Genomic DNA, 22,441 nt, shown 5'->3' with positions numbered 1-22,441 from the left:
AACGACGGCGCGCCTGAGTTCAGAATCAGGCGCGCCGCCGCCCTCACTTCAGGCGCTGTCTGATAAGCGATCGACGTGGAGCAGCCATGCCTTACTTACTCGAAATGAAGAACATCACCAAAGCCTTCGGCGTCGTGAAGGCGATTGATAACGTCAGCCTGCAACTTAACGCGGGCGAAGTGCTCTCCCTGTGCGGCGAAAACGGCTCGGGTAAATCGACCCTGATGAAAGTGCTGTGCGGCATCTACCCGACCGGCAGCTATGAAGGCGAAATCTACTTTTCCGGGGAGCTTCTGCAAGCGAGCCATATCCGCGACACCGAGCGCAAAGGGATCGCCATCATTCACCAGGAACTGGCGCTGGTGAAGCATCTCACGGTGCTGGAGAACATCTTCCTTGGCGCGGAGATCACCCGCCACGGCGTGATGGATTACGATCAGATGACCCTGCGCTGCGAGAAGCTGCTCAAACAGGTGAGCCTCGCCATCTCCCCCGATACCCGCGTCGGTGACTTAGGCTTAGGCCAGCAGCAGCTGGTGGAGATCGCCAAAGCGCTGAACAAACAGGTGCGGTTGCTGATTTTAGATGAGCCGACCGCCTCGCTGACCGAGCAGGAGACGGCGGTGCTGCTCGATATCATCCGCGACCTGCGCAACCACGATATCGCCTGCGTTTACATCTCCCATAAGCTTAATGAAGTGAAAGCGATCTCCGACGTTATCTGCGTTATCCGCGACGGGAAGCACATCGGCACCCGCGATGCGGCGGGGATGAGTGAAGATGACATTATCACCATGATGGTCGGCCGCGAGCTGACGGCGCTCTACCCCAATGAACCGCACACCCACGGCGAGGAGATCCTGCGCGTCGAGCACCTCACCGCCTGGCATCCGGTTAACCGTCATATCAAACGCGTCAACGACGTCTCCTTTAGCCTCAAGCGCGGCGAGATCCTCGGCATTGCCGGGCTGGTCGGCGCCGGGCGCACCGAAGCCGTGCAGTGTCTGTTTGGTGTCTGGCCGGGTCGCTGGGAGGGAAAAATCTTTCTGGATGGCAAGGAAGTTGAGATCCGTAACTGCCAGCAGGCGATTGGCCACGGCATCGCTATGGTGCCGGAGGATCGCAAGCGCGACGGCATTGTGCCGGTGATGGCGGTGGGCAAAAACATCACCCTGGCGGCACTAAACCAGTTTACCGGCAGCCTGAGCAGCCTCGATGACGCCGCCGAGCAGGCGTGCATTTTGCAGTCAATCCAGCGGCTGAAGGTGAAAACCTCGTCGCCGGAGCTGGCGATTGGTCGGCTGAGCGGCGGCAACCAGCAGAAAGCGATTCTCGCCCGCTGCCTGCTGCTCAACCCGCGCATTTTGATCCTCGATGAGCCGACGCGCGGCATCGATATCGGCGCGAAATATGAAATCTACAAACTGATTAACCAACTGGTGCAGCAGGGGATCGCGGTGATTGTGATCTCCTCCGAGCTGCCCGAAGTGCTGGGCCTGAGCGACCGCGTGCTGGTGATGCACGAAGGGAAGCTGAAAGCCGATCTTATCAACCGTCATTTGACCCAGGAGCAGGTTATGGAAGCGGCGCTGAGGAGCGAACATCATGTCGAAAAGCAACCCGTCTGAAAGTCAGTTATCCACCGCGTCGCCGGGCCCCTTCTCCGGGCTGAAATCACTCAACCTGCAGGTGTTTGTGATGCTTGCGGCCATCGTTGTGATCATGCTCTTTTTCACCGGCATGACCGACGGTGCCTATCTGAGCGCGCGCAATATCTCTAACCTGCTGCGCCAGACCGCCATCACCGGCATCCTCGCGGTGGGGATGGTGTTTGTCATTATCTCGGCGGAGATTGACCTCTCGGTAGGCTCGATGATGGGCCTGCTGGGTGGTGCGGCGGCTATTTTCGACGTCTGGCTCGGCTGGCCGCTGCCGCTCACCGTGGTGGTGACGCTGCTGCTTGGCCTGCTGCTCGGCGCGTGGAACGGCTGGTGGGTGGCCTATCGTAAAGTGCCGTCGTTTATCGTCACCCTCGCCGGGATGCTGGCGTTTCGCGGCGTGTTAATCGGCATTACCAACGGCACCACCGTTTCACCCACCAGCGCGGCGATGTCGCAAATCGGCCAGAGCTATCTGCCGGACGGCGTGGGCTTCGGCGTTGGCGCGCTCGGGCTGGTCGCCTTTGTGCTCTGGCAGTGGCGCGGTCGCATGCGCCGCCAGTCGCTCGGCTTAGCCACCTCCTCTTCCGGCCATGCGGTTGGCCGTCAGGCGCTGATCGCGGTGATTGTGCTCGGTGCCATCTGGCTGCTGAATGATTACCGCGGCGTGCCGACGCCGGTGCTGCTGCTGGTCTTTCTGCTGCTGGCCGGGCTGTTTATGGCGACGCGCACCGCTTTTGGCCGCCGCATTTACGCCATCGGCGGCAACCTTGAAGCGGCGCGGCTCTCCGGTATTAACGTTGAGCGCACCAAGCTGGCGGTCTTTGCGATTAACGGCCTGATGGTGGCGATTGCCGGGCTTATCCTCAGCTCGCGTCTCGGTGCCGGTTCGCCGTCGGCCGGGAACATTGCCGAGCTGGATGCGATTGCCGCCTGCGTGATTGGCGGCACCAGCCTCGCGGGCGGCATCGGCAGCGTGGCGGGCGCGGTAATGGGGGCGTTTATTATGGCCTCGCTGGATAACGGCATGAGCATGATGGATGTGCCCACCTTCTGGCAGTACATCGTCAAGGGAGCCATTTTACTGCTGGCGGTGTGGATGGACTCCGCCACCAAACGTCGTGCCTGAGCCAGGCGAACAGAGGCGCGATCACACTGCCGGATTATTTTTGTCCGGCAGTGTGTTGAATATGGTAATCAGAACTGATGAATAGTCAGGAAGCGAACCACTATGTTTGAAAAGCGCCATCGCATCACGCTGTTATTTAACGCGAATAAAGCCTACGACCGTCAGGTGGTCGAAGGCGTTGGGGAGTATCTTCAGGCGTCGCAATCGGAGTGGGATATCTTTATCGAGGAGGATTTCCGCGCCCGTATTGAGAACATTAAAGAGTGGCTCGGCGACGGCGTGATCGCCGACTACGATGACCGGGAGATTGAGCGGCTGCTGGCGGATGTCGATGTGCCGATTGTCGGCGTCGGCGGCTCTTATCACACGCCGGAGCACTACCCGCCGGTGCACTATATCGCCACCGACAACCACGCGCTGGTCGAGAGCGCCTTTCTGCACCTGAAAGAGAAAGGGGTGCATCGCTTCGCCTTTTACGGCCTGCCCGCCTCAAGCGGTAAGCGCTGGGCCGCCGAGCGGGAATACGCCTTCTGCCAGCTGGTAGCGCAGGAGAAGTATCGCGGTGTGGTCTATCAGGGGCTGACTACCGCGCCGGAAAACTGGCAACATGCGCAAAATCGCCTTGCCGACTGGCTGCAAACGCTGCCGCCGCAAACGGGGATTATTGCCGTTACCGACGCGCGGGCGCGCCATGTTTTGCAGGTCTGCGACCATCTGCATATCCCGGTGCCGGAGAAGCTGTGCGTGATCGGCATCGATAACGAAGAGCTGACCCGCTACCTCTCCCGCGTCGCGCTCTCTTCGGTAGCGCAGGGCACGCGGCAGATGGGCTACCAGGCCGCAAAGCTGCTGCACCGGCTGCTGGATAACGAAGCGATGCCGTTGCAGCGCCTGCTGGTGCCACCGATGCGGGTGGTTGCCCGCCGTTCAACGGATTACCGCTCGCTCAACGATCCGGCGGTGATTCAGGCGATGCACTACATCCGCAACCACGCCTGCAAAGGCATTAAGGTCGATCAGGTGCTGGATGCGGTCGGTATTTCGCGCTCCAATCTGGAGAAGCGCTTCAAAGAGGAGGTGGGCGAAACCATTCACGCGGTGATCCACGCCGAGAAGCTGGAGAAGGCGCGCAGCCTGCTGATCTCCACCTCGCTCTCTATCAATGAGATTTCGCAGATGTGCGGCTATCCGTCATTGCAGTACTTCTACTCGGTGTTTCGCAAGGCCTACGACAGCACGCCGAAGGATTATCGCGACCGCTACAGCGAAATCCTCATTTAGGCATAAAGAAAAACGCCTTCCGGGTGGAAGGCGTTTCAGCAAGCGGGGTTACATGTGGGCGGCAATTAACTGCTGATTGTCCTGATACATGGCAAACAGATAGTTGTTGTAGCTCGCGCCGCGGGTGGAGTAGCCCTTCAGCTTGTGGATCATCGCCGTCGCCGTCACTTCCTGATCCGCTTTACGCAGCTGCGCACGGGATTTACGGAATGAAGCATAGGCCGCGTGCGTGTTCAGGTTGGTGACGTAAGCGTCGACCGACTCCTGCACCGAGCCAAACTGCGAGTAACCTTTCACTCTGCCCGAGCCGCTTTTACAGGCGCCTTTCGCGCACTTCATGCCGAACAGGTTGTTGTTACTGCGCGCCAGCTTAGAGGTGCCCCAGCCGCTCTCTGCTGCGGCCATGGTGGCGACCATGCTGTCCGGAATAATGTCAACGCGCTCCAGCAGCGTGTTCCACGGAATACGGCGCGTATTCCCGGACCAGCTCACCTTGTAGCGTTTGGCAATATCCTTCATACGCGTGCGCTCAGAGGGCGACCACTGGCTGTCGTACTGTTTTCTGAGCAGCCAGTTACGCTCCGCGGTGATCGCAGCGTTTTTGCTGGTGATGTAAGGCATTACGGTCCGGAGAAACGCTCTCTTTCGTGGTGTCCCGGAAGGGTATTTTCGCAAATCAGGAAGTGAACGGCTTTTTACACTATTGCGAGAATACTCTTTCTTACTGCTTGCCTGTTTTTTTACGCTTGCCTTAGTGACGTGGGCTTTGTGACTCGCTGTTTCTGTGTGCGTTTTTGCCAGCACTCCACCTGAAAACATCAAGGTGAAAAACATGAGTATCGTCGCCCCACTTCGTCGCATGGGTATCGATATCATTAGGTCTCCTGGTCGGATATAAGCATTCCAACGCCTTCTTTTATGCACGATTTTGCGGGCTGAATCGCAAATCATACCAAAATTAACCTTATCGGGCACGTACAGAAATAATCCAATTCTGAAACTATGTCATCAGTAAACTGCATATAAAACGCACAAGTTCTTAAAATTGCGGTGATTATCGCAATATTGAAAACCGCACGTTTTACGTATTTTCTCAACCCTCGCTCTCCTCCCTGGCGAACCGGCGATCGGGAGGAGTCACCCGTGCCAGCAGACGGGCACACTAGGGAAAATCGCTATCACGGGGCTTATTGATGAAACACGCTGCCTTACTTCTGCTGTTACTGCCTGGCGTCGCCTGCGCCGACTGGACGGCGGCCGGTTTTCCCGCGTTAACTGACGACGGCACCGGCGTCTGGCGCAGCCAGGCAACGCTGAAAAAGGGTGAGATGCCCGTTACCGTGCAGCAAGGCGACGCGTGCTGGCAGCCTGCCGGTGCCATCAAGCTCAATCAGATGCTGTCGCTTGTGCCGTGCAGCGCCAGCGCGCCGCAGTGGCGTATCTTCCGCGACGGCGACTATCAGTTGCAGCTTGATACCCGCTCCGGCACGCCGACGCTGTTAATCAGCGTAAAAGCCCCGGCAGAGAAGCAAGCGGTGGTGGCGCGCCAGTGCCCGGTGCGCAGCGATAAACCGCTGACCATTCCGGTTGGCGACACCTTCCCGGAAGGCAGCGAAGTGCGGGATTTCTACAGCCAGCAAACTGCAACGGTGCGCGAGGGCAAAATCACGCTGCTGCCAGCGAAAGAGAGCAACGGGCTGCTGCTGCTTGAGCCAGCGCAGACGCGCGGCGCGGCACCGTTTCAGTGGCATAACGCCACGGTCTACTTCGTGCTGACCGACCGCTATGTCAACGGCGATCCCGCCAATGACAACAGTTACGGGCGGCACAAAGATGGCATGCAGGAGATTGGCACCTTCCACGGCGGTGACCTGAAGGGGCTGACCAGCAAGCTCGACTATTTGCAGCAGCTCGGCGTAAACGCCCTGTGGATCAGCTCACCGCTGGAGCAGATCCACGGCTGGGTCGGCGGCGGCACCAAAGGGGATTTCCCCCACTATGCCTACCACGGTTACTACACGCTCGACTGGACGCGCCTCGACGCCAATATGGGCGATGAAAACGATCTGCGCACGCTGGTTGATGAAGCGCACCGCCGCGGCATCCGCGTGCTGTTTGATGTGGTGATGAACCATGCCGGTTACGCAACGCTTGCGGATATGCAGACCTACCAGTTCGGCGCGCTCTACCTGAAAGAGGAGGAGCGCAAAAAAATCCTCGGCGAGCACTGGACAGACTGGAAACCCGCCGCCGGGCAAACCTGGCACAGCTTCAATGATTACATCAACTTCAGCGATAAAACCGCCTGGCAAAACTGGTGGGGCAAAAAGTGGATCCGCACCGATATTGGCGATTACGACAACCCCGGTTTCGACGATTTGACGATGTCGCTGGCCTTCCTGCCGGATCTGAAAACCGAATCGAAAGAGCCTTCCGGGCTGCCACTCTTTTATCGCCATAAACCGGATACCGCCGCGCGCGAGATTGCCGGTTACACGCCGCGCGACTACCTGACCCACTGGCTGAGCAAGTGGGTGCGCGACTACGGCATTGATGGTTTCCGCGTTGATACCGCCAAACACGTTGAGCTGGAGGCCTGGCAGCAGTTGAAAACCCAGGCTACGGCGGCGCTGGCAGAGTGGAAACAGGCCAATCCGCAGAAGAAAATCGACGATGCGCCCTTCTGGATGACCGGCGAATCCTGGGGGCACGGCGTGATGCAGAGCGCTTACTATCAGCATGGTTTCGATGCGATGATCAACTTCGACTACCAGCAGCAGGCCGCAGATGCCGCCAGTTGCCTGGCGAATATGGACAGCGTCTGGCAAGAGATGGCGGAGAAGCTGCAAAGCTTTAATGTGCTGAGCTATCTCTCTTCCCATGATACCCGCCTGTTCCGCGAAGGCGGTGCGCAGTCGGCAGAGTTGCTGCTGCTGGCCCCCGGTGCGGTGCAGATCTTCTATGGCGACGAATCCGATCGCCCCTTTGGCCCGACGGGTTCGGATCCGCTACAGGGCACGCGATCGGAGATGAACTGGCAGGATCTTGATGGTAAAGCCGCCGCCAGCCTGCGCCACTGGCAGACGCTCGGGCAGTTCCGCGCGCGCCATCCGGCGCTGGGTAGCGGCAAGCAAACATCGCTTACGTTGCCGCAGGGTTACGGCTTTGTGCGCACCCAGGGCGAGGATAAAGTGATGGTGGTCTGGGCCGGGCGGGCGCAGCAGAATTAATACCAGAAGATTGTGCTGATAAAGCACGTTTGTTGAGAGTAAACGTCGATAAACTGCGACGAAGGGAGATTTGCACCTCGCGGGTGAGAGCGTTATGGTTAGCCACTTTCACCCGCAGCCCGACAGAGCAGTAGCGATGACATTTTCACTTTTCGGCGACAAATTTACCCGACATTCAGGCATTACGCGTCTGATGGAGGATCTTAACGACGGTTTACGCACCCCTGGCGCTATCATGCTCGGCGGTGGCAACCCGGCAAAAATCCCGGCGATGACCGACTACTTCCAGCAGCTACTTTCACAGATGCTGGAGAGCGGCAGCGCCACGGATGCCCTGTGTAATTACGATGGTCCGCAGGGTAAAACCGAGCTTCTGACGGCGCTGGCCGCGATGCTGCGTGAAGAGTTAGGTTGGGATATCGAACCGCAGAACATTGCACTGACAAACGGCAGCCAGAGCGCGTTTTTCTACTTGTTTAACCTCTTTGCTGGCCGCCGCGCCGACGGCAGCACGCGCAAAGTGCTCTTCCCGCTGGCGCCCGAGTATATCGGCTACGCCGACGCCGGGCTGGAAGAGGATCTCTTCGTCTCTACGCGACCCAATATTGAGCTGCTGCCGGAAGGGCAGTTTAAGTACCACGTCGATTTCGAACACCTGCATATCGGTGAAGAGACGGGGATGATCTGCGTCTCGCGCCCGACCAACCCGACCGGTAACGTCATCACCGATGAGGAGCTGATGAAGCTGGACGTGCTGGCCAATCAGCACAATATCCCGCTGGTGATTGATAACGCCTACGGTGTCCCCTTCCCCGGCATTATCTTCAGCGAAGCGCGCCCGCTGTGGAACCCGAATATCATTCTCTGCATGAGCCTGTCGAAGCTGGGCCTGCCGGGCAGCCGCTGCGGCATCATTATCGCCAATGACAAAGTGATCTCTGCCATTCGCAATATGAACGGCATTATCAGCCTCTCACCGGGCGGCATTGGCCCGGCGATGATGTGCGAGATGATTAAGCGCAATGACCTGCTGCGCCTCTCAAACGAGGTGATTAAGCCGTTTTACTACCAGCGCGTGCAGGAGACCATCGCCACGCTGCGCCGTTATCTGCCGCCGGAGCGCTGCCTGATCCACAAACCGGAAGGGGCGATTTTCCTCTGGCTGTGGTTTAAAGATCTGCCGATCAGCACTGAGCTTTTGTACCAGCGCCTGAAAAAACGCGGCGTGTTGATGGTGCCGGGAGACTACTTCTTCCCCGGCCTCGATAAGCCGTGGCCGCACACCCATCAATGCATGCGCATGAACTATGTGCCGGAGCCAGAGCTTATCGAAGCGGGCGTTAAAATCCTCGCCGAAGAGGTGGAGCGCGCCTGGCAGGAGCACAGCGCCTGACAGCGGTTTACGCGGGCAGGCTTTTTAGCCGCGCTTCGCGTAACCGCGCCGGATCGACACAACTTAGCGCACTCGTCGGGCAGGCCTCAACGCAGGCAGGCCCGCCGTCGCGGTGCTGACAGAGATCGCACTTCAGCGCCTGTAACGGCGCTGAAGTTACCTCCATTGCGCCGAACGGGCAGGCGATCATGCAGCTTTTGCAGCCGATACAGCGCGATTGCTCCACCAGCACTGCGCCCTGCGCGCGGTAAATGGCACCGACCGGGCAGGCTCTGGCACAGGGCGCCTCTTCACAGTGATGACAGGTAACTGCCGTGGAGAAATCGCCGGTTTTGACCACGCGAATGCGTGAAGAGAAACGGGCGGGGTTAAGGCCCGAGCAATCCTGATCCTGCTGGTGCGACACCGCGCAGGCCACTTCGCAGGTGCGGCAGCCGATACATTTTGCCGCATCGGCGATGATAAATCGGTTCACGCGTCCTCCCGCCTGAGGCTGAAAAGAGCGAGAGTGCCAGAAAAAACCGCCTGCGCGCTTTGATCGCACCCGGCAGATCGGCACATTTATCCCCGCGCGAAGCGCCTTACCCCTTCTCGTTAATAAAGAGCGCCTTGTCGCGCAGAATATGGTCGTTGCCACGGCGGCGGGTAAAACCAATGCGATCGAAGTATTCGAGGATCTGAATCGCCAGCTTGCGCCCGACATTAAGCTGGTCGCGAAAATCCGCCGCGCTGGTGGAGCCGCGCCCCTGATCGAGATCGCGGATCATGCTGGCGAAGGTGACAATGCGATCGTTGCGGTAGTAGCGGTCTTTGACGATGGCGGTGATCAGCCCCTGCTGCGCCGCCTGGCGCAATACGCCGCGCATCACCTGCTCATCAACCCCCGTTTCACGCGCCAAATCACGCACCCACCAGGGCTCATCGCCGAAGAGCGGTGCGGCTTTCTGCCACAGCTGCGCCTGTTCCTCGTTAAAACCGGCTTTATGCTCCGGCAGATGCAGCCAGCCGTGATGGCTCTGGATATCGCCGCTCTCGCGCATACGCTCAATCAGCGTTAAGACCAGCGCTTCATCCTCCATCGGCAGCGCCATGCGGCGCAAACGCTCGCGGCCAGGGCCGGGTTCGTCATGGTGCTGTTGATGGTAGGTCGCCAGCGTCTCCAGCAGCTTGCGCTGCCAGCGGGCGGCTATCGGCGCATCGAGCAGGTTATTACCGGCACGAATAAAACAGGGATTTTCCAGCAGCAGATTCAGGCCGCTGGCGCTGAGCTGGCGCGCCCAGCCGAAGGCAGTGAGATCCACCGCGCCGCGCGACAGGTGCGCGCTGAGCGCCTGCGCATCATCTTCAGCACGCGCAAGGTCGGCGATCCACGCCAGGTAATCCGCTTTGCGCTTGCCGCGCCGCGGCGAGTTCAGCGTCACCACACGAGCGCCCGCAAGCGTAGCGCGCGCGGAGATATCGCGCAGCACCAGCCGGTCGTTATCTGCCAGCCACAGCGGCGTATCCAGCACCAGTTCGGCTAAGCCATCCTCCAGCAGCGACACGCGCCCGGTGACATGGCTGGCGGCGTGATGGATATGCAGCGGCTGCCACTGGGTGAGCGGCGTATGGCTATGGAGGGCAACGATCGCCCGCTCCGTTGGCGCAGGCGGCTGTTGCGACAGCAGCCAGTCGCCGCGACTGAGCGCCTCTTTTTCCGCATCACCGGCAATATTCAGTGCAATGCGCTGCCCGGCGTGAGCATGTTCAACGGGTTGATTCTGCGCATGCAGACCGCGCACGCGCATCGGCTTATTAATGCCGGTGAGCCACAGCGTATCGCCGATACGGACATCGCCGGAGAGCGCCGTGCCGGTGACGACCAGCCCTGCCCCTTTCACCGTAAAGGCGCGATCCAGCGCCAGCCGGAAGCGCTGATGCTCCGGATGCGCCCGCTCCGGCAGCTGCAACAGGTGCGCGCGCAGCGCATCAATGCCGCGCATTTCGGCAGCAGCGGTGACAAACAGCGTCGCCTGCGGGTAGCCAAACGCCCGTAAGGTCTTCTCCACCTCTTCGCGCACCTCGGCGATGCGCGTGTCATCGACGCGATCGGCTTTAGTGAGCGCGACGGTGAGCGCCGGGTTGCCGGTCAGTTGCAAAATGGCCAGGTGTTCACGGGTCTGCGCCATCACGCCATCGTCGCAGGCCACCACCAGCAGCGCGTGATCGATACCGCCGACGCCCGCAAGCATATTACTGAGGAATTTTTCATGCCCCGGCACATCAATAAAGCCCGGCACGCGACCATCCGGCTGCGGCCAGTAGGCGTAGCCCAGATCGATAGTCATGCCGCGCCGCTTCTCTTCCGGCAGGCGGTCAGCGTTGACGCCGGTAATGGCTTCGATCAGGGTGGTTTTGCCGTGGTCGACATGCCCGGCAGTGGCAATAATCATTTCAGCAATATCTCCAGCAAGCGGGATTCATCATCAAGACAGCGGCAATCGAGCCACAGACGGCCCTCATAGATACGGCCAATCACCGGCTGCGGCAGCGCGCGCCACTCGCTTGCCAGTGCCTCCAGCCGACGGCCGCTACCGTCATGCGGGGTAAAGGTTAGCGCCGCGCCCGGCAGCCGCTCGACGGGCAGCGATCCGCTGCCAATTTGCGACAGACAGGGCTCGACGCGCAGCGCAAACTCGCTGTAGCGGGCGGTAAGCGCGTCGCATAAGCGCTGGGCCTGGTCGCGGATCTCCGCCTCTGGGCGGGTGAGATAGCGCAGCGTCGGCAGGTTTTGCGTCAGTTTTTCCGGGTGCAGATAGAGGCGCAACGTCGCTTCCAGCGCCGCGAGGGTCATTTTATCCGCCCGTAGCGCGCGTTTCAGCGGGTGGTGCTGAAGCTGTTCAATCAACGCTTTTTTACCAACGATAATCCCTGCCTGCGGCCCGCCGAGCAGCTTATCGCCGGAGAAGCTCACCAGGCTAACGCCCGCGGCAATCAGCGCCTGCGGCATCGGCTCTTTCGGTAAACCGTAGAGGCTTAAATCGACCAGCGAACCGCTGCCGAGATCGACAATTACCGGCAGATCGGCTTCCTGCGCCAGTTCCACCAGCTCGGCTTCCTCCACCGCTTTGGTAAAGCCTGCAATATGGTAGTTACTGGTGTGGACTTTCATCAGCGACGCGGTGTTGGCGCCGATCGCCTGGCGGTAATCTTTGGCGTGGGTGCGGTTGGTGGTGCCCACTTCATGCAGAATGCAGCCCGCCTGACGCATCACATCGGGAATACGAAACGCGCCGCCAATCTCCACCAGCTCGCCGCGCGATACCACCACTTCGCCACCGGATGACGTTGCCGCCAGCATCAGCAGCACCGCCGCGGCATTATTGTTGACGATGCAGGCATCTTCCGCGCCGGTTAACTGGCAGAGCAGCGCCGCAATGGCGCGATCGCGATGACCGCGTCCGGCACCGTCGAGATCGTACTCCAGCGTTACCGCCGAGCCCATCGCCGTGGTCACCGCATCAATGGCCGCCTGCGACTGCACCGCGCGCCCGAGATTGGTATGCAGCACCGTGCCGCTGAGATTAAACACCGAACGCAGTGCGCCACTGTTTTCCTGCTCCAGGTGCTGTAACGCGGCCTGCGCCCAGTTTTCACACCACGCAGGCAAGCGCTGGGCGTCGCGGATCGCTGCGCGCGCCTCATCCTGCAACTGACGCAGGGTTTGCGTAACGCGGCTATGGCCATACGTGGTTAACAGCGATGCGAACGCCTCATCACGTAACAGGCGATCGATCGAGGGAATCTGGCTGTAAAGAGTTGTCATGAAAAGGCCCGGCTGTGGAGTTACCCCTCCCGTCAGGGGTGTTGACGTGAGGGGGATTGTACAGCGATTTTCTCAGGCGGGCATAACCCGGATCATGCCTTGGGCGGTTCCGTACGGGCAAAGCTTTCACGCTGGAAGAGATTTTCCACCAGCTTCACCAGCAGCGGGCGATTGACGTTCCAGCCCGGCGAGACGCGGCGGAAGTTGAGGTAGCTGATGGCGCAGGCAATCGCGATGGTTGCAAGATTAAGCGTGTCGACGCCGAGTTCGCCCTCTTGCAGACACTTCTCCAGCGCATCCAGACCGCGAGAGACTTTTTCCCGCTGGCGCAGTAGCTCCGCCTGCGACTGCTGCTCTACCGGGCGGGCTAATTCACGCACCGAGACCAGCGCGGCATCCATAATGCCGTCGGCCAGCGCTTCCAGCTGGCGGATTTTCAGCGCCGCCTTAGCATCGTCCGGCAGCATCGGCGGCTCTGCACCCAGCAGGTCAATGTATTGCGCAATGATCGGCGAGTCGTACCACACTTCTCCCTCATCGGTGACCAGCGCCGGTACTTTGCCGAGCGGATTGTAGTGACCGACGCCGCTCTCGGCGCTGTAGGGCTGCTCATTGATAAATTCAAAGGTGATGCCTTTTTCCAGCAGTATGACGGAGATTTTGCGTACAAACGGGCTGGTATAGCTGCCGATCAGTTTCATTGCCGTGTCCTTTTGAAATTTGCCGCAGGGATAAAAAAGAGTGTACGTCACGTGCGGGGGTTGTACAGCGAACCTCTTTACATCGCCCGGCATTAATAAAATAGTCCTTTTAACCCGTGCTGGAGTGTCAGGCCGCGAAAACCAGGAACCTCTTACTGAAACAAAGAGCCTCTCTTAAAGCATAAAAGGCGCGCGTTGCTTTCATCACCGTGTCAATTTCTTACTCCAGCATCATTACCGCCTGGATGATGAAAGGGAGTTACATCTTTGGGCTGATGAAAAGGCACACTTTGCGGTCGATCACGTTCGGAATTTTCCGAGGAAAATATCTTGTGACTTATGTCACAAATTAATAACAAACCTTCGGCAAACAAATGTGACGCAACTCACATTTAATGCCCAATGCCGCACAAATTCTGCGCGCTGTTCTTTTTTTACACTCATTTTTTGTGACGAAAATCACTGTTAATGGTGGATAACCCCCGGCCTAAGCGTGATCAAGATCACATAAAAGTGTGTCATCTGGACAGGTTAACGATTCGGTGCCAGATTCCGCATCACAGACAATTCAGGTCCGGCTACCTCTGCCGCCACATTAACAATAAACCTCGGGCTTCCGGCCTGTGCGCTAGCAAACATAAGAAGGGGTGTTCTATGTCATCCGATATCAAGATCAAGGTGCAAAGCTTTGGTCGTTTCCTGAGCAATATGGTGATGCCGAATATCGGCGCCTTTATCGCGTGGGGGATTATCACCGCGCTGTTTATACCGACAGGATGGTTACCTAACGAGACGCTGGCGAAACTCGTCGGCCCGATGATTACCTACCTGCTGCCGCTGCTAATCGGTTTTACCGGTGGTCGTCTGGTGGGTGGCGATCGCGGCGGCGTGGTGGGTGCTATCACCACCATGGGCGTGATCGTGGGCGCGGATATGCCGATGTTCCTCGGCGCGATGATTGCAGGCCCGCTGGGCGGCTTCTGCATCAAGAAATTTGACGCGGCCGTCGACGGTAAGATCAAGTCCGGTTTCGAAATGCTGGTGAACAACTTCTCCGCTGGCATCATCGGGATGATCCTCGCCATTCTGGCGTTCATGGCGATTGGCCCGGCGGTGGAAGTACTCTCTAAAGCGCTCGCCGCAGGCGTGAACTTTATGGTGGTTCACGACATGCTGCCGCTGGCCTCTATCTTCGTTGAGCCGGCGAAAATCCTCTTCCTTAACAACGCCATCAACCACGGTATCTTCTCGCCGCTGGGTATTCAGCAGTCCCATGAGATCGGCAAGTCCATCTTCTTCCTGATTGAAGCAAACCCGGGCCCGGGTATGGGTATCCTGCTGGCGTATATGTTCTTCGGTCGCGGTAGCGCGAAGCAGTCTGCGGGCGGCGCGGCGATTATCCACTTCCTCGGCGGGATCCATGAGATTTACTTCCCGTACGTGCTGATGAACCCGCGTCTGCTGATTGCGGTGATCCTCGGCGGTATGACCGGCGTCTTTACCCTGAGCGTGCTGAACGGCGGCCTGGTCTCTCCGGCTTCTCCGGGCTCTATTCTCGCGGTACTGGCGATGACGCCAAAAGGCGCTTACTTCGCTAACCTCGCGGCGATTTTCGCAGCCATGATTATCTCCTTCGTTATCGCGGCAATCCTGCTGAAAACCAGCAAAGTGAAAGAGGACGAGGACGATATCGAAGCGGCAACCCGCCGTATGCAGGATATGAAAGCTGAGTCCAAAGGCGCTGCTACTGCGCAGGGGACAAAAGATGTCACTAACGATCTGAGCCACGTGCGCAAAATCATCGTCGCATGTGATGCCGGGATGGGTTCCAGCGCCATGGGCGCAGGCGTGCTGCGTAAGAAAGTGCAGGATGCGGGCCTGACCAACATCTCTGTTACCAATAGTGCGATTAACAGCCTGCCGTCCGATGTCGATCTGGTGATTACGCACCGCGACCTGACCGAACGCGCCATGCGCCAGGCACCGCAAGCGCAGCATATCTCGCTGACCAACTTCCTCGACAGCGGCCTTTACACCGGCCTGACCGAGCGTCTGGTGGCAGCTCAACGCCACACGACTAACGAAGCGAAGGTTAACAGCAGCCTGCAGGACAGCTTTGATACCTCCAACAGCCATCTGTTTAAGCTGGGCGCGGAGAATATCTTCCTTGGCTGTAGCGCCACGCAGAAAGAAGAGGCGATTCGCTTTGCCGGTGAGCAACTGGTCAAAGGCGGCTATGTACAGCCAGAATATATTGACGCGATGCTGGAACGTGAAAAACTGACGCCGACCTATCTGGGCCAGTCTATTGCGGTTCCGCACGGCACGGTGGAAGCGAAAGATCGCGTCCTGAAAACCGGCGTGGTCTTCTGCCAGTATCCGCAGGGCGTGCGCTTCGGTGAAGAAGAGGATGAGATTGCGCATCTGGTGATCGGTATTGCCGCACGTAATAACGAGCACATTCAGGTGATTACCAGCCTGACCACTGCGCTGGATGATGAGACGATTGTCGAACGTCTCACGCACACCACAAGCGTTGAGGAAGTGCTGGCATTGCTGAACCAGTAATCCGCTCCACGTTCTCTCCTCTTCGGAGGAGAGGGCTTGGGTGAGGAGAACCCGCTGACGTTCCTCACCCCAGCCCTCTCGGGTAAAAACATTGATAAAGGGTCATTCTATGAAAGCATTACATTTTGGCGCAGGTAATATCGGACGTGGCTTTATCGGCAAGCTGTTGGCCGACGCGGGGATTGAACTGACGTTCGCCGATGTTAATCAGGTGGTTCTGGACGCCCTCAACGCCCGTCATAGCTATCAGGTTCACGTAGTCGGTGAACAAGAGCAGGTGGATACCGTCTCTGGCGTCAATGCGGTGAGCAGCATCGGCGATGAAGTTGTCGATCTGATTGCGCAGGTCGATTTAGTTACTACCGCCGTTGGCCCGGTAGTGCTGGAGCGTATCGCCCCGGCGGTTGCCAAAGGGCTGGTAAAACGTAAGGCGCAGGGCATTGATACGCCGCTGAACATTATCGCCTGTGAAAATATGGTGCGCGGCACCAGCCAGTTGAAAGGGCACGTTTTCGCCCAGCTGGCGGAGGAGGATAAAGCCTGGGTTGAGGCGCATGTCGGCTTCGTCGACTCTGCCGTCGACCGCATTGTTCCCCCTTCCGCGTCTGCCAACAACGATCCGCTGGAAGTGACCGTCGAGACCTTCAGCGAGTGGATTGTCGATAAAACCCAGTTCAAAGGCGCGCTGCCGACCATTCCGGGCATGGAGCTGACCGACAATTTGATGGCCTTTGTTGAGCGTAAGCTCTTCACGCTGAATACCGGGCATGCTATAACCGCCTACCTTGGAAAACAGACCGGCCATCAAACCATTCGCGACGCGATCCTTGATGAGAAAATTCGTGCCGTGGTGAAAGGCGCGATGGAAGAGAGCGGCGCGGTGCTGATCAAGCGTTATGGCTTCGATGCTGACAAGCACGCAGCCTATATTCAGAAAATCCTGGGTCGTTTTGAGAACCCCTATCTGAAAGACGATGTCGAGCGCGTAGGGCGTCAACCGCTGCGTAAACTGAGCGCGGGCGACCGTCTGATTAAACCGCTGCTCGGCACGCTGGAGTACAACCTGCCGCACGCCAACCTGGTGCAAGGGATCGCCGCCGCGATGCACTATCGCAGCGAAGAGGATCCGCAGGCGCAGGAGCTGGCTCAGCTTATTGCTGAGAAAGGGCCGCAGGCGGCACTGGCACAGGTTTCCGGCCTCGACGCCGACAGCCCGGTGGTACACGAAGCCGTTAACGCTTATCAAACCCAGGCATGATGCCGATATTGGCGCGGGAGATCCCGCGCCAGCTAACGAAGTTGTCAGATATGCAGGCAATAATGGAACACACCCAGGCTTTCGAAAACCGTGTACTCGAGCGTCTGAATGCGGGAAAAACCGTGCGCAGTTTTTTGATTGCCGCCGTTGAGTTACTCAATGAAGCGATCAATATCCTCGTGCTACAGGTGTTTCGCAAAGATGACTACGCGGTGAAATATGCCGTCGAGCCGCTGCTGGACGGCGACGGTCCGCTGGGCAATTTGTCTGTGCGTTTGAAGCTGATTTACGGCCTCGGGGTTATCTCGCGGGCCGAGTATGAAGACGCCGAGCTGCTGATGGCGCTGCGCGAAGAGCTGAATCATGATGGCACGGAGTACGCCTTCACCGATGATGAGATCCTCGGGCCGTTTGGCGAGCTGCACTGCGTCGCCGCCCTGCCGCCTCAGCCTGTGTTCGATACCAGCGATGCAGATTTTTTCGCCATGCAAAAACAGCGTTATCAGCAGGTGGTGCGCTCCACCATGGTGCTTTCGCTTACCGAGCTGATCTCACGGATCAGCTTAAAAAAAGCATTCCAGAAGTAATCCCCTCCTGAAGTGTTGTATCCTTGCACTTTGTTCCTGAAGAAAATGCCTATCATGAAAGAAGTCGAAAAAAACGAAATTAAGCGTCTGAGCGACCGTCTCGACGCGATCCGCCACCAGCAGGCGGAGCTCTCTCTGGTTGACGCGGCTGAGAAGTATGCCGAACTGGAAAAAGAGAAAACCACGCTGGAGACTGAAATCGCCCGTCTGCGCGACCAGTACAGCCAGAAGCTGAGTAAAGAGGCGCAGAAGCTGACGCAAATGCGTTTCAGCCGCCCGATTACCAAGAAAGAGCAGGCTGACCTCGGCAAGCTGAAAAAAAGCGTGCGCGGGATTGTCGTGGTTCACCCGATGACGGCGCTGGGCCGTGAAATGGGCCTCGACGCGATGACCGGTTTCGCCAACACCGAGTTCTGATAGCTTCTCTCCGCCCCGCCTCCCTTGAGCGCGCGGGCGGCCTTAATTGGCCCTACCAATTACCTCTGCTTTTTCTCCGCGCTTCACAGTTCCACTAAATGCCTTCACAGCCTGATTGCCACGCCGCAACATTTGGATAACCATTCGTTATCACAAACCCTACACAACCCCACTGGCAGGACCACTTTTACAAAACCTGTGAGACAGAGCTAAGCAGAGACTTATCGCTCGCGGTTTTGCTGTGGTTCTCAGGAGACCTGCATGACGCTCTGGCAACAGAACTATGACCCGGCTGGCAATCTCTGGCTTTCCAGCCTCATCGCATCGCTTCCGATCCTGTTCTTCTTTTTCGCGCTGATAAAACTGAAGCTGAAAGGCTACGTTGCGGCAAGCTGGACCGTCGCCATCGCTCTTGCCGTTGCGCTGCTGTTCTACAAAATGCCGGTGGATCGCGCGCTGGCGTCGGTGGTGTACGGCTTTTTCTATGGCCTGTGGCCCATTGCGTGGATCATTATCGCTGCCGTCTTTGTCTATAAGATCTCCGTCAAAACCGGCCAGTTCGACATTATTCGCTCGTCGATTCTCTCCATTACGCCAGACCAGCGTTTGCAGATGCTGATTGTCGGCTTCTCGTTTGGCGCGTTTCTGGAAGGGGCCGCTGGCTTTGGCGCGCCGGTGGCGATCACCGCCGCCCTGCTGGTGGGGCTGGGCTTTAACCCGCTCTATGCCGCCGGGTTGTGCCTGATTGTGAATACCGCGCCGGTGGCCTTCGGTGCGATGGGGATTCCGATTCTGGTTGCTGGCCAGGTGACCGGGCTGGACAGCTTCGAAATCGGCCAGATGGTGGGCCGCCAGCTCCCGTTCCTGACCATTATTGTGCTCTTCTGGATCATGGCGATTATGGATGGCTGGCGCGGGGTGAAAGAGACCTGGCCTGCGGTGATGGTTGCCGGGGGGTCGTTTGCCATTGCGCAGTATCTCAGCTCTAACTTTATCGGCCCGGAGCTGCCGGATATCATCTCCTCGCTGGTATCGCTGGTCTGCCTGACGCTGTTCCTGAAGCGCTGGAAGCCAGTGCGCATTTTCCGCTTTGGCGATATGGGCGCCTCGCAGGTCGATCTCGATCTCTCCCGCACGAAATACAGCGCCGGGCAGATCCTGCGCGCCTGGTCACCGTTCCTGTTCCTGACGGCGACCGTGACGCTGTGGAGCGTTCCACCCTTCAAAGCGCTCTTTGCGCCGGGCGGCGCGCTCTACGACTGGGTGTTTAATATCTCCGTGCCGCACCTTGATAAGCTGGTGGCGCGCATGCCGCCGGTGGTGAACGCCGCCACGCCGTATGCGGCGGTCTATAAGTTTGACTGGTTCTCTGCCACCGGCACCGCCATTCTCTTTGCGGCAATCCTCTCGATTGTGTGGCTGAAGATGAAACCGAAGGATGCCATCACCACCTTTGCCGGTACGCTGAAAGAGCTGGCGCTGCCCATCTACTCTATCGGTATGGTGCTGGCCTTCGCCTTTATCTCTAACTACTCCGGCCTGTCGTCAACGCTGGCATTAGCGCTGGCGCACACCGGCAGTGCGTTTACCTTTTTCTCGCCGTTCCTCGGTTGGCTGGGGGTCTTTTTAACCGGCTCCGACACCTCATCAAACGCGCTGTTTGCCGCGCTGCAAGCCACGGCTGCGCAGCAGATTGGCGTCTCGGATGTGCTGATGGTGGCGGCTAACACCACCGGCGGCGTGACCGGCAAGATGATCTCACCGCAATCCATCGCTATCGCCTGTGCGGCGGTCGGGCTGGTGGGCAAAGAGTCCGATCTCTTCCGCTTTACCGTCAAACACAGCCTGATATTCACCTGTATGGTCGGCGTGATCACCACCTTGCAGGCTTATGTACTGACCTGGATGATCCCATGAACCTATTACCCAGACGCCTGGCTGACGAGGTCGCTGACCGCGTACGGGCGTTAATTGCAGAACAACAGCTGGAAGCGGGCATGAAGTTGCCCGCCGAGCGCCAGCTTGCCGTGCAGCTTGGCGTGTCGCGCAACTCCTTACGCGAAGCCCTGGCAATGCTGGTCAGCGAAGGCGTGCTGTTAAGCCGCCGCGGGGGTGGAACCTTTGTGCGCTGGCAGCATGAGGCCTGGTCGGAGCAGAACATCGTCCAGCCGCTGAAAACGCTGCTCAATGACGACCCCGATTACAGCTTTGATATTCTCGAAGCCCGCCACGCCATCGAGGCCAGCACCGCCTGGCATGCGGCGATGCGCGCGACCGACGCCGATCAAGAGAAAATCGTGCTCTGCTTTGAGGCCTCGCAATCCGATGATCCGGATCTCGCCTCGCAGGCGGATGTGCGTTTCCATCTGGCGATCGCCGAAGCCTCGCACAATGTGGTGCTGCTGCAAACCATGCGCGGTTTCTTCGACCTACTGCAATCCTCGGTCAAGCAGAGCCGCCAGCGCATGTACCTTGTTCCGCCGGTTTTCGCCCGGCTTACGGAGCAACACCGCACGGTAATGAACGCCATTCTTGCGGGCGATGCCGAGGGCGCGCGCCAGGCGATGATGGCGCACCTCGCTTTCGTCCACACCACAATTCGCCAGTTTGACGAGGACCGGGCCCGCCAGGCGCGCATCACCCGCCTGCCCGACGAGCAACTGATTCATTTAAGGGAGAAAAAAGCATGATTATTTCCGCAGCCAGCGACTATCGCGCCGCGGCAAAACGCATTCTGCCGCCGTTCCTGTTTCACTATATCGACGGTGGCGCTTACGCAGAATATACCCTGCGCCGCAACGTTGAGGATTTATCGCAGGTCGCGCTCCGCCAGCGGGTGCTGAAGAATATGTCCGACCTCAGCCTTGAGACCACGTTGTTCAATGAAAAGCTCTCAATGCCGGTCGCGCTGGCACCGGTCGGGCTGTGCGGCATGTATGCCCGGCGCGGCGAAGTGCAGGCCGCAGGCGCAGCAGATGCCAAAGGCATCCCCTTCACCCTGTCGACCGTCTCCGTCTGCCCGATTGAAGAGGTGGCACCAACCATTAAGCGCCCGATGTGGTTCCAGCTTTACGTGCTGCGCGATCGCGGCTTTATGCGCAACGCGCTGGAGCGGGCAAAGGCAGCGGGCTGTTCCACGCTGGTCTTTACCGTCGATATGCCGACGCCCGGCGCGCGTTATCGCGATGCGCACTCCGGGATGAGCGGGCCGAATGCCGCACTGCGCCGCTACTGGCAGTCGGTAATGCATCCGCAGTGGGCGTGGGATGTTGGCGTCAATGGTCGTCCTCACGATCTGGGCAATATCTCTTCTTACCTCGGTAAACCTACCGGGCTGGAGGATTATATTGGCTGGCTGGCGAACAACTTCGATCCCTCCATCTCCTGGAAAGACCTGGAGTGGATCCGTGAATTCTGGGATGGCCCGATGGTGATCAAAGGGATCCTCGATCCGGAAGATGCCCGCGACGCGGTGCGCTTTGGCGCGGATGGGATTGTCGTCTCTAACCACGGCGGTCGCCAGCTTGATGGCGTGCTCTCCTCGGCGCGCGCGCTGCCAGCGATTGCCGATGCGGTGAAGGGCGATATTGCCATTCTTGCGGATAGCGGGATTCGTAACGGCCTTGATGTGGTGCGAATGATTGCGCTCGGCGCAGACACCGTGCTGCTTGGCCGCGCCTATCTCTATGCGCTGGCAACACATGGCCGACAAGGTGTGGCTAACCTGCTGGATCTGATTGAAAAAGAGATGCGCGTGGCGATGACGCTGACCGGCGCGAAATCGATTCGCGAAATCAGTAAAGAGTCGCTGGTGCAGGCGCAGAGCGAGATCCCGGCGGCGCTGGCACCGCTGTCCCACGGCGATGCGGCGTAGTAAAAAATGCTCTCCCCGCCCTGGGGAGAGTGCTATCCTGCCCCCGCTATTAAGGGGGCTGCATGCTGAACATTGTCTTATTTGAACCTGAGATCCCGCCCAATACCGGGAACATTATCCGCCTGTGCGCTAACACCGGCTTTCGTCTGCATATCATTGAGCCGATGGGCTTTACCTGGGACGATAAGCGCCTGCGCCGCGCAGGGCTGGATTACCACGAATTCACCGCCGTGCAGCGCCACGCTGATTACGACGCCTTTATGGCCGCCGCTCAGCCTCAGCGCCTGTTTGCGCTGACCACCAAAGGGACGCCCGCGCACAGCGCCGTGTCGTTTGCCGATGGGGATTATTTAATGTTTGGCCCGGAAACCCGCGGCCTGCCCGCCACCATTCTTGACGCGCTGCCGCCGGAGCAGAAGATCCGTATTCCGATGATGCCGGACAGCCGCAGCATGAACCTTTCCAATGCGGTGTCGGTAGTGGTGTATGAAGCCTGGCGCCAGCTCGGATATCCCGGCGCGGTATTGCGCAGCTGATGAG

Annotated in this window: 18 protein-coding genes; 13 read left to right on the top strand and 5 right to left on the bottom strand. The window is 58.7% G+C overall.

The features are described 5' to 3' along the window. The first annotated feature begins 86 nt into the window (after window positions 1-86). The 3 genes from EH164_RS00705 to xylR all read left to right on the top strand — a co-directional run bounded on the left by EH164_RS00705 (window position 87) and on the right by xylR (window position 4,068). Window positions 87-1,628, top strand: coding sequence for a xylose ABC transporter ATP-binding protein (locus tag EH164_RS00705; RefSeq protein WP_124967015.1), 1,542 nt, complete (start codon window positions 87-89; stop codon window positions 1,626-1,628). Continuing rightward, the gene (gene xylH, locus EH164_RS00700; protein WP_042718639.1) at window positions 1,606-2,787 is read left to right on the top strand and encodes a xylose ABC transporter permease XylH; all 1,182 of its coding nucleotides are present in this window, start codon (window positions 1,606-1,608) and stop codon (window positions 2,785-2,787) included. The genes EH164_RS00705 and xylH overlap by 23 nt, the downstream gene beginning before the upstream one ends. Window positions 2,788-2,889: 102 nt before the next feature. Then, entirely contained in the window at window positions 2,890-4,068 is a 1,179-nt protein-coding gene (gene xylR / locus EH164_RS00695) for a D-xylose utilization transcriptional activator XylR (protein ID WP_042718640.1), read from the top strand. Window positions 4,069-4,116: 48 nt separating this feature from the next. Here xylR and EH164_RS00690 read toward each other — a convergent pair whose 3' ends face one another. After that, on the bottom strand, window positions 4,117-4,944 hold the full coding sequence (locus tag EH164_RS00690; protein ID WP_076769334.1) for a protein bax: 828 nt from the start codon (window positions 4,942-4,944) through the stop codon (window positions 4,117-4,119). 317 nt (window positions 4,945-5,261) lie between these two features. Here EH164_RS00690 and EH164_RS00685 point away from each other — a divergent pair, with 317 nt between their 5' ends. Continuing rightward, window positions 5,262-7,298: an alpha-amylase gene (locus EH164_RS00685; RefSeq protein ID WP_124967014.1), complete on the top strand. Its 2,037-nt coding sequence runs from the start codon at window positions 5,262-5,264 to the stop codon at window positions 7,296-7,298. 136 nt (window positions 7,299-7,434) lie between these two features. Then, window positions 7,435-8,691, top strand: coding sequence for a valine--pyruvate transaminase (gene avtA, locus EH164_RS00680; RefSeq protein WP_370276871.1), 1,257 nt, complete (start codon window positions 7,435-7,437; stop codon window positions 8,689-8,691). A 7-nt stretch (window positions 8,692-8,698) separates the two neighbouring features. Here avtA and EH164_RS00675 read toward each other — a convergent pair whose 3' ends face one another. The 4 genes from EH164_RS00675 to EH164_RS00660 form a co-directional block, all read right to left on the bottom strand. After that, the gene (locus tag EH164_RS00675) at window positions 8,699-9,166 is read right to left on the bottom strand and encodes a 4Fe-4S dicluster domain-containing protein (protein WP_124967012.1); all 468 of its coding nucleotides are present in this window, start codon (window positions 9,164-9,166) and stop codon (window positions 8,699-8,701) included. Between the two features lie 106 nt (window positions 9,167-9,272). Further along, window positions 9,273-11,123, bottom strand: coding sequence for a selenocysteine-specific translation elongation factor (gene selB / locus EH164_RS00670; RefSeq protein ID WP_124967011.1), 1,851 nt, complete (start codon window positions 11,121-11,123; stop codon window positions 9,273-9,275). Next, a complete protein-coding gene (selA, locus tag EH164_RS00665; protein WP_124967010.1) occupies window positions 11,120-12,496 on the bottom strand; it encodes an L-seryl-tRNA(Sec) selenium transferase in 1,377 nt (458 codons plus the stop codon). Before selA ends, selB begins: the two co-directional genes overlap by 4 nt. 92 nt (window positions 12,497-12,588) lie before the next feature. Then, window positions 12,589-13,197 carry a glutathione S-transferase gene (locus EH164_RS00660; protein ID WP_124967009.1) on the bottom strand — a complete coding sequence of 203 codons (609 nt, stop codon included), beginning with the start codon at window positions 13,195-13,197 and terminating at the stop codon, window positions 12,589-12,591. Window positions 13,198-13,851: 654 nt separating this feature from the next. Between EH164_RS00660 and EH164_RS00655 the strand changes: the two genes are divergently transcribed. The 8 genes from EH164_RS00655 (at window position 13,852) to trmL (ending at window position 22,437) form a co-directional block, all read left to right on the top strand. Then, window positions 13,852-15,765: a PTS mannitol transporter subunit IICBA gene (locus EH164_RS00655; protein WP_124967008.1), complete on the top strand. Its 1,914-nt coding sequence runs from the start codon at window positions 13,852-13,854 to the stop codon at window positions 15,763-15,765. Between the two features lie 94 nt (window positions 15,766-15,859). Next, window positions 15,860-17,023: a mannitol-1-phosphate 5-dehydrogenase gene (gene mtlD, locus EH164_RS00650; RefSeq protein ID WP_124971199.1), complete on the top strand. Its 1,164-nt coding sequence runs from the start codon at window positions 15,860-15,862 to the stop codon at window positions 17,021-17,023. Further along, window positions 17,023-17,610, top strand: coding sequence for a mannitol operon repressor MtlR (mtlR, locus tag EH164_RS00645; protein WP_076770295.1), 588 nt, complete (start codon window positions 17,023-17,025; stop codon window positions 17,608-17,610). The genes mtlD and mtlR overlap by 1 nt, the downstream gene beginning before the upstream one ends. A gap of 54 nt (window positions 17,611-17,664) precedes the next feature. Further along, a complete protein-coding gene (locus EH164_RS00640) occupies window positions 17,665-18,027 on the top strand; it encodes a YibL family ribosome-associated protein (RefSeq protein WP_124967007.1) in 363 nt (120 codons plus the stop codon). A 261-nt stretch (window positions 18,028-18,288) separates the two neighbouring features. Next, complete coding sequence (gene lldP / locus EH164_RS00635; protein ID WP_124967006.1) at window positions 18,289-19,944, top strand: L-lactate permease; 1,656 nt, start codon at window positions 18,289-18,291, stop codon at window positions 19,942-19,944. Further along, complete coding sequence (gene lldR / locus EH164_RS00630; protein WP_124967005.1) at window positions 19,941-20,717, top strand: transcriptional regulator LldR; 777 nt, start codon at window positions 19,941-19,943, stop codon at window positions 20,715-20,717. The genes lldP and lldR overlap by 4 nt, the downstream gene beginning before the upstream one ends. Beyond that, on the top strand, window positions 20,714-21,901 hold the full coding sequence (gene lldD / locus EH164_RS00625) for an FMN-dependent L-lactate dehydrogenase LldD (protein WP_124967004.1): 1,188 nt from the start codon (window positions 20,714-20,716) through the stop codon (window positions 21,899-21,901). Before lldR ends, lldD begins: the two co-directional genes overlap by 4 nt. 62 nt (window positions 21,902-21,963) lie before the next feature. After that, window positions 21,964-22,437, top strand: a complete 474-nt coding sequence (gene trmL / locus EH164_RS00620) for a tRNA (uridine(34)/cytosine(34)/5-carboxymethylaminomethyluridine(34)-2'-O)-methyltransferase TrmL (protein ID WP_042718666.1) — start codon at window positions 21,964-21,966, stop codon at window positions 22,435-22,437. Window positions 22,438-22,441 lie beyond the last annotated feature (4 nt).

It is taken from the genome of Kosakonia sp. CCTCC M2018092 (genome assembly GCF_003864115.1).
GTDB classification, from domain to species: Bacteria; Pseudomonadota; Gammaproteobacteria; order Enterobacterales; family Enterobacteriaceae; genus Kosakonia; species Kosakonia cowanii.
Note: the sequence above shows the minus strand (reverse complement) of the source record. Positions and strands in the feature narration are given on the sequence as shown.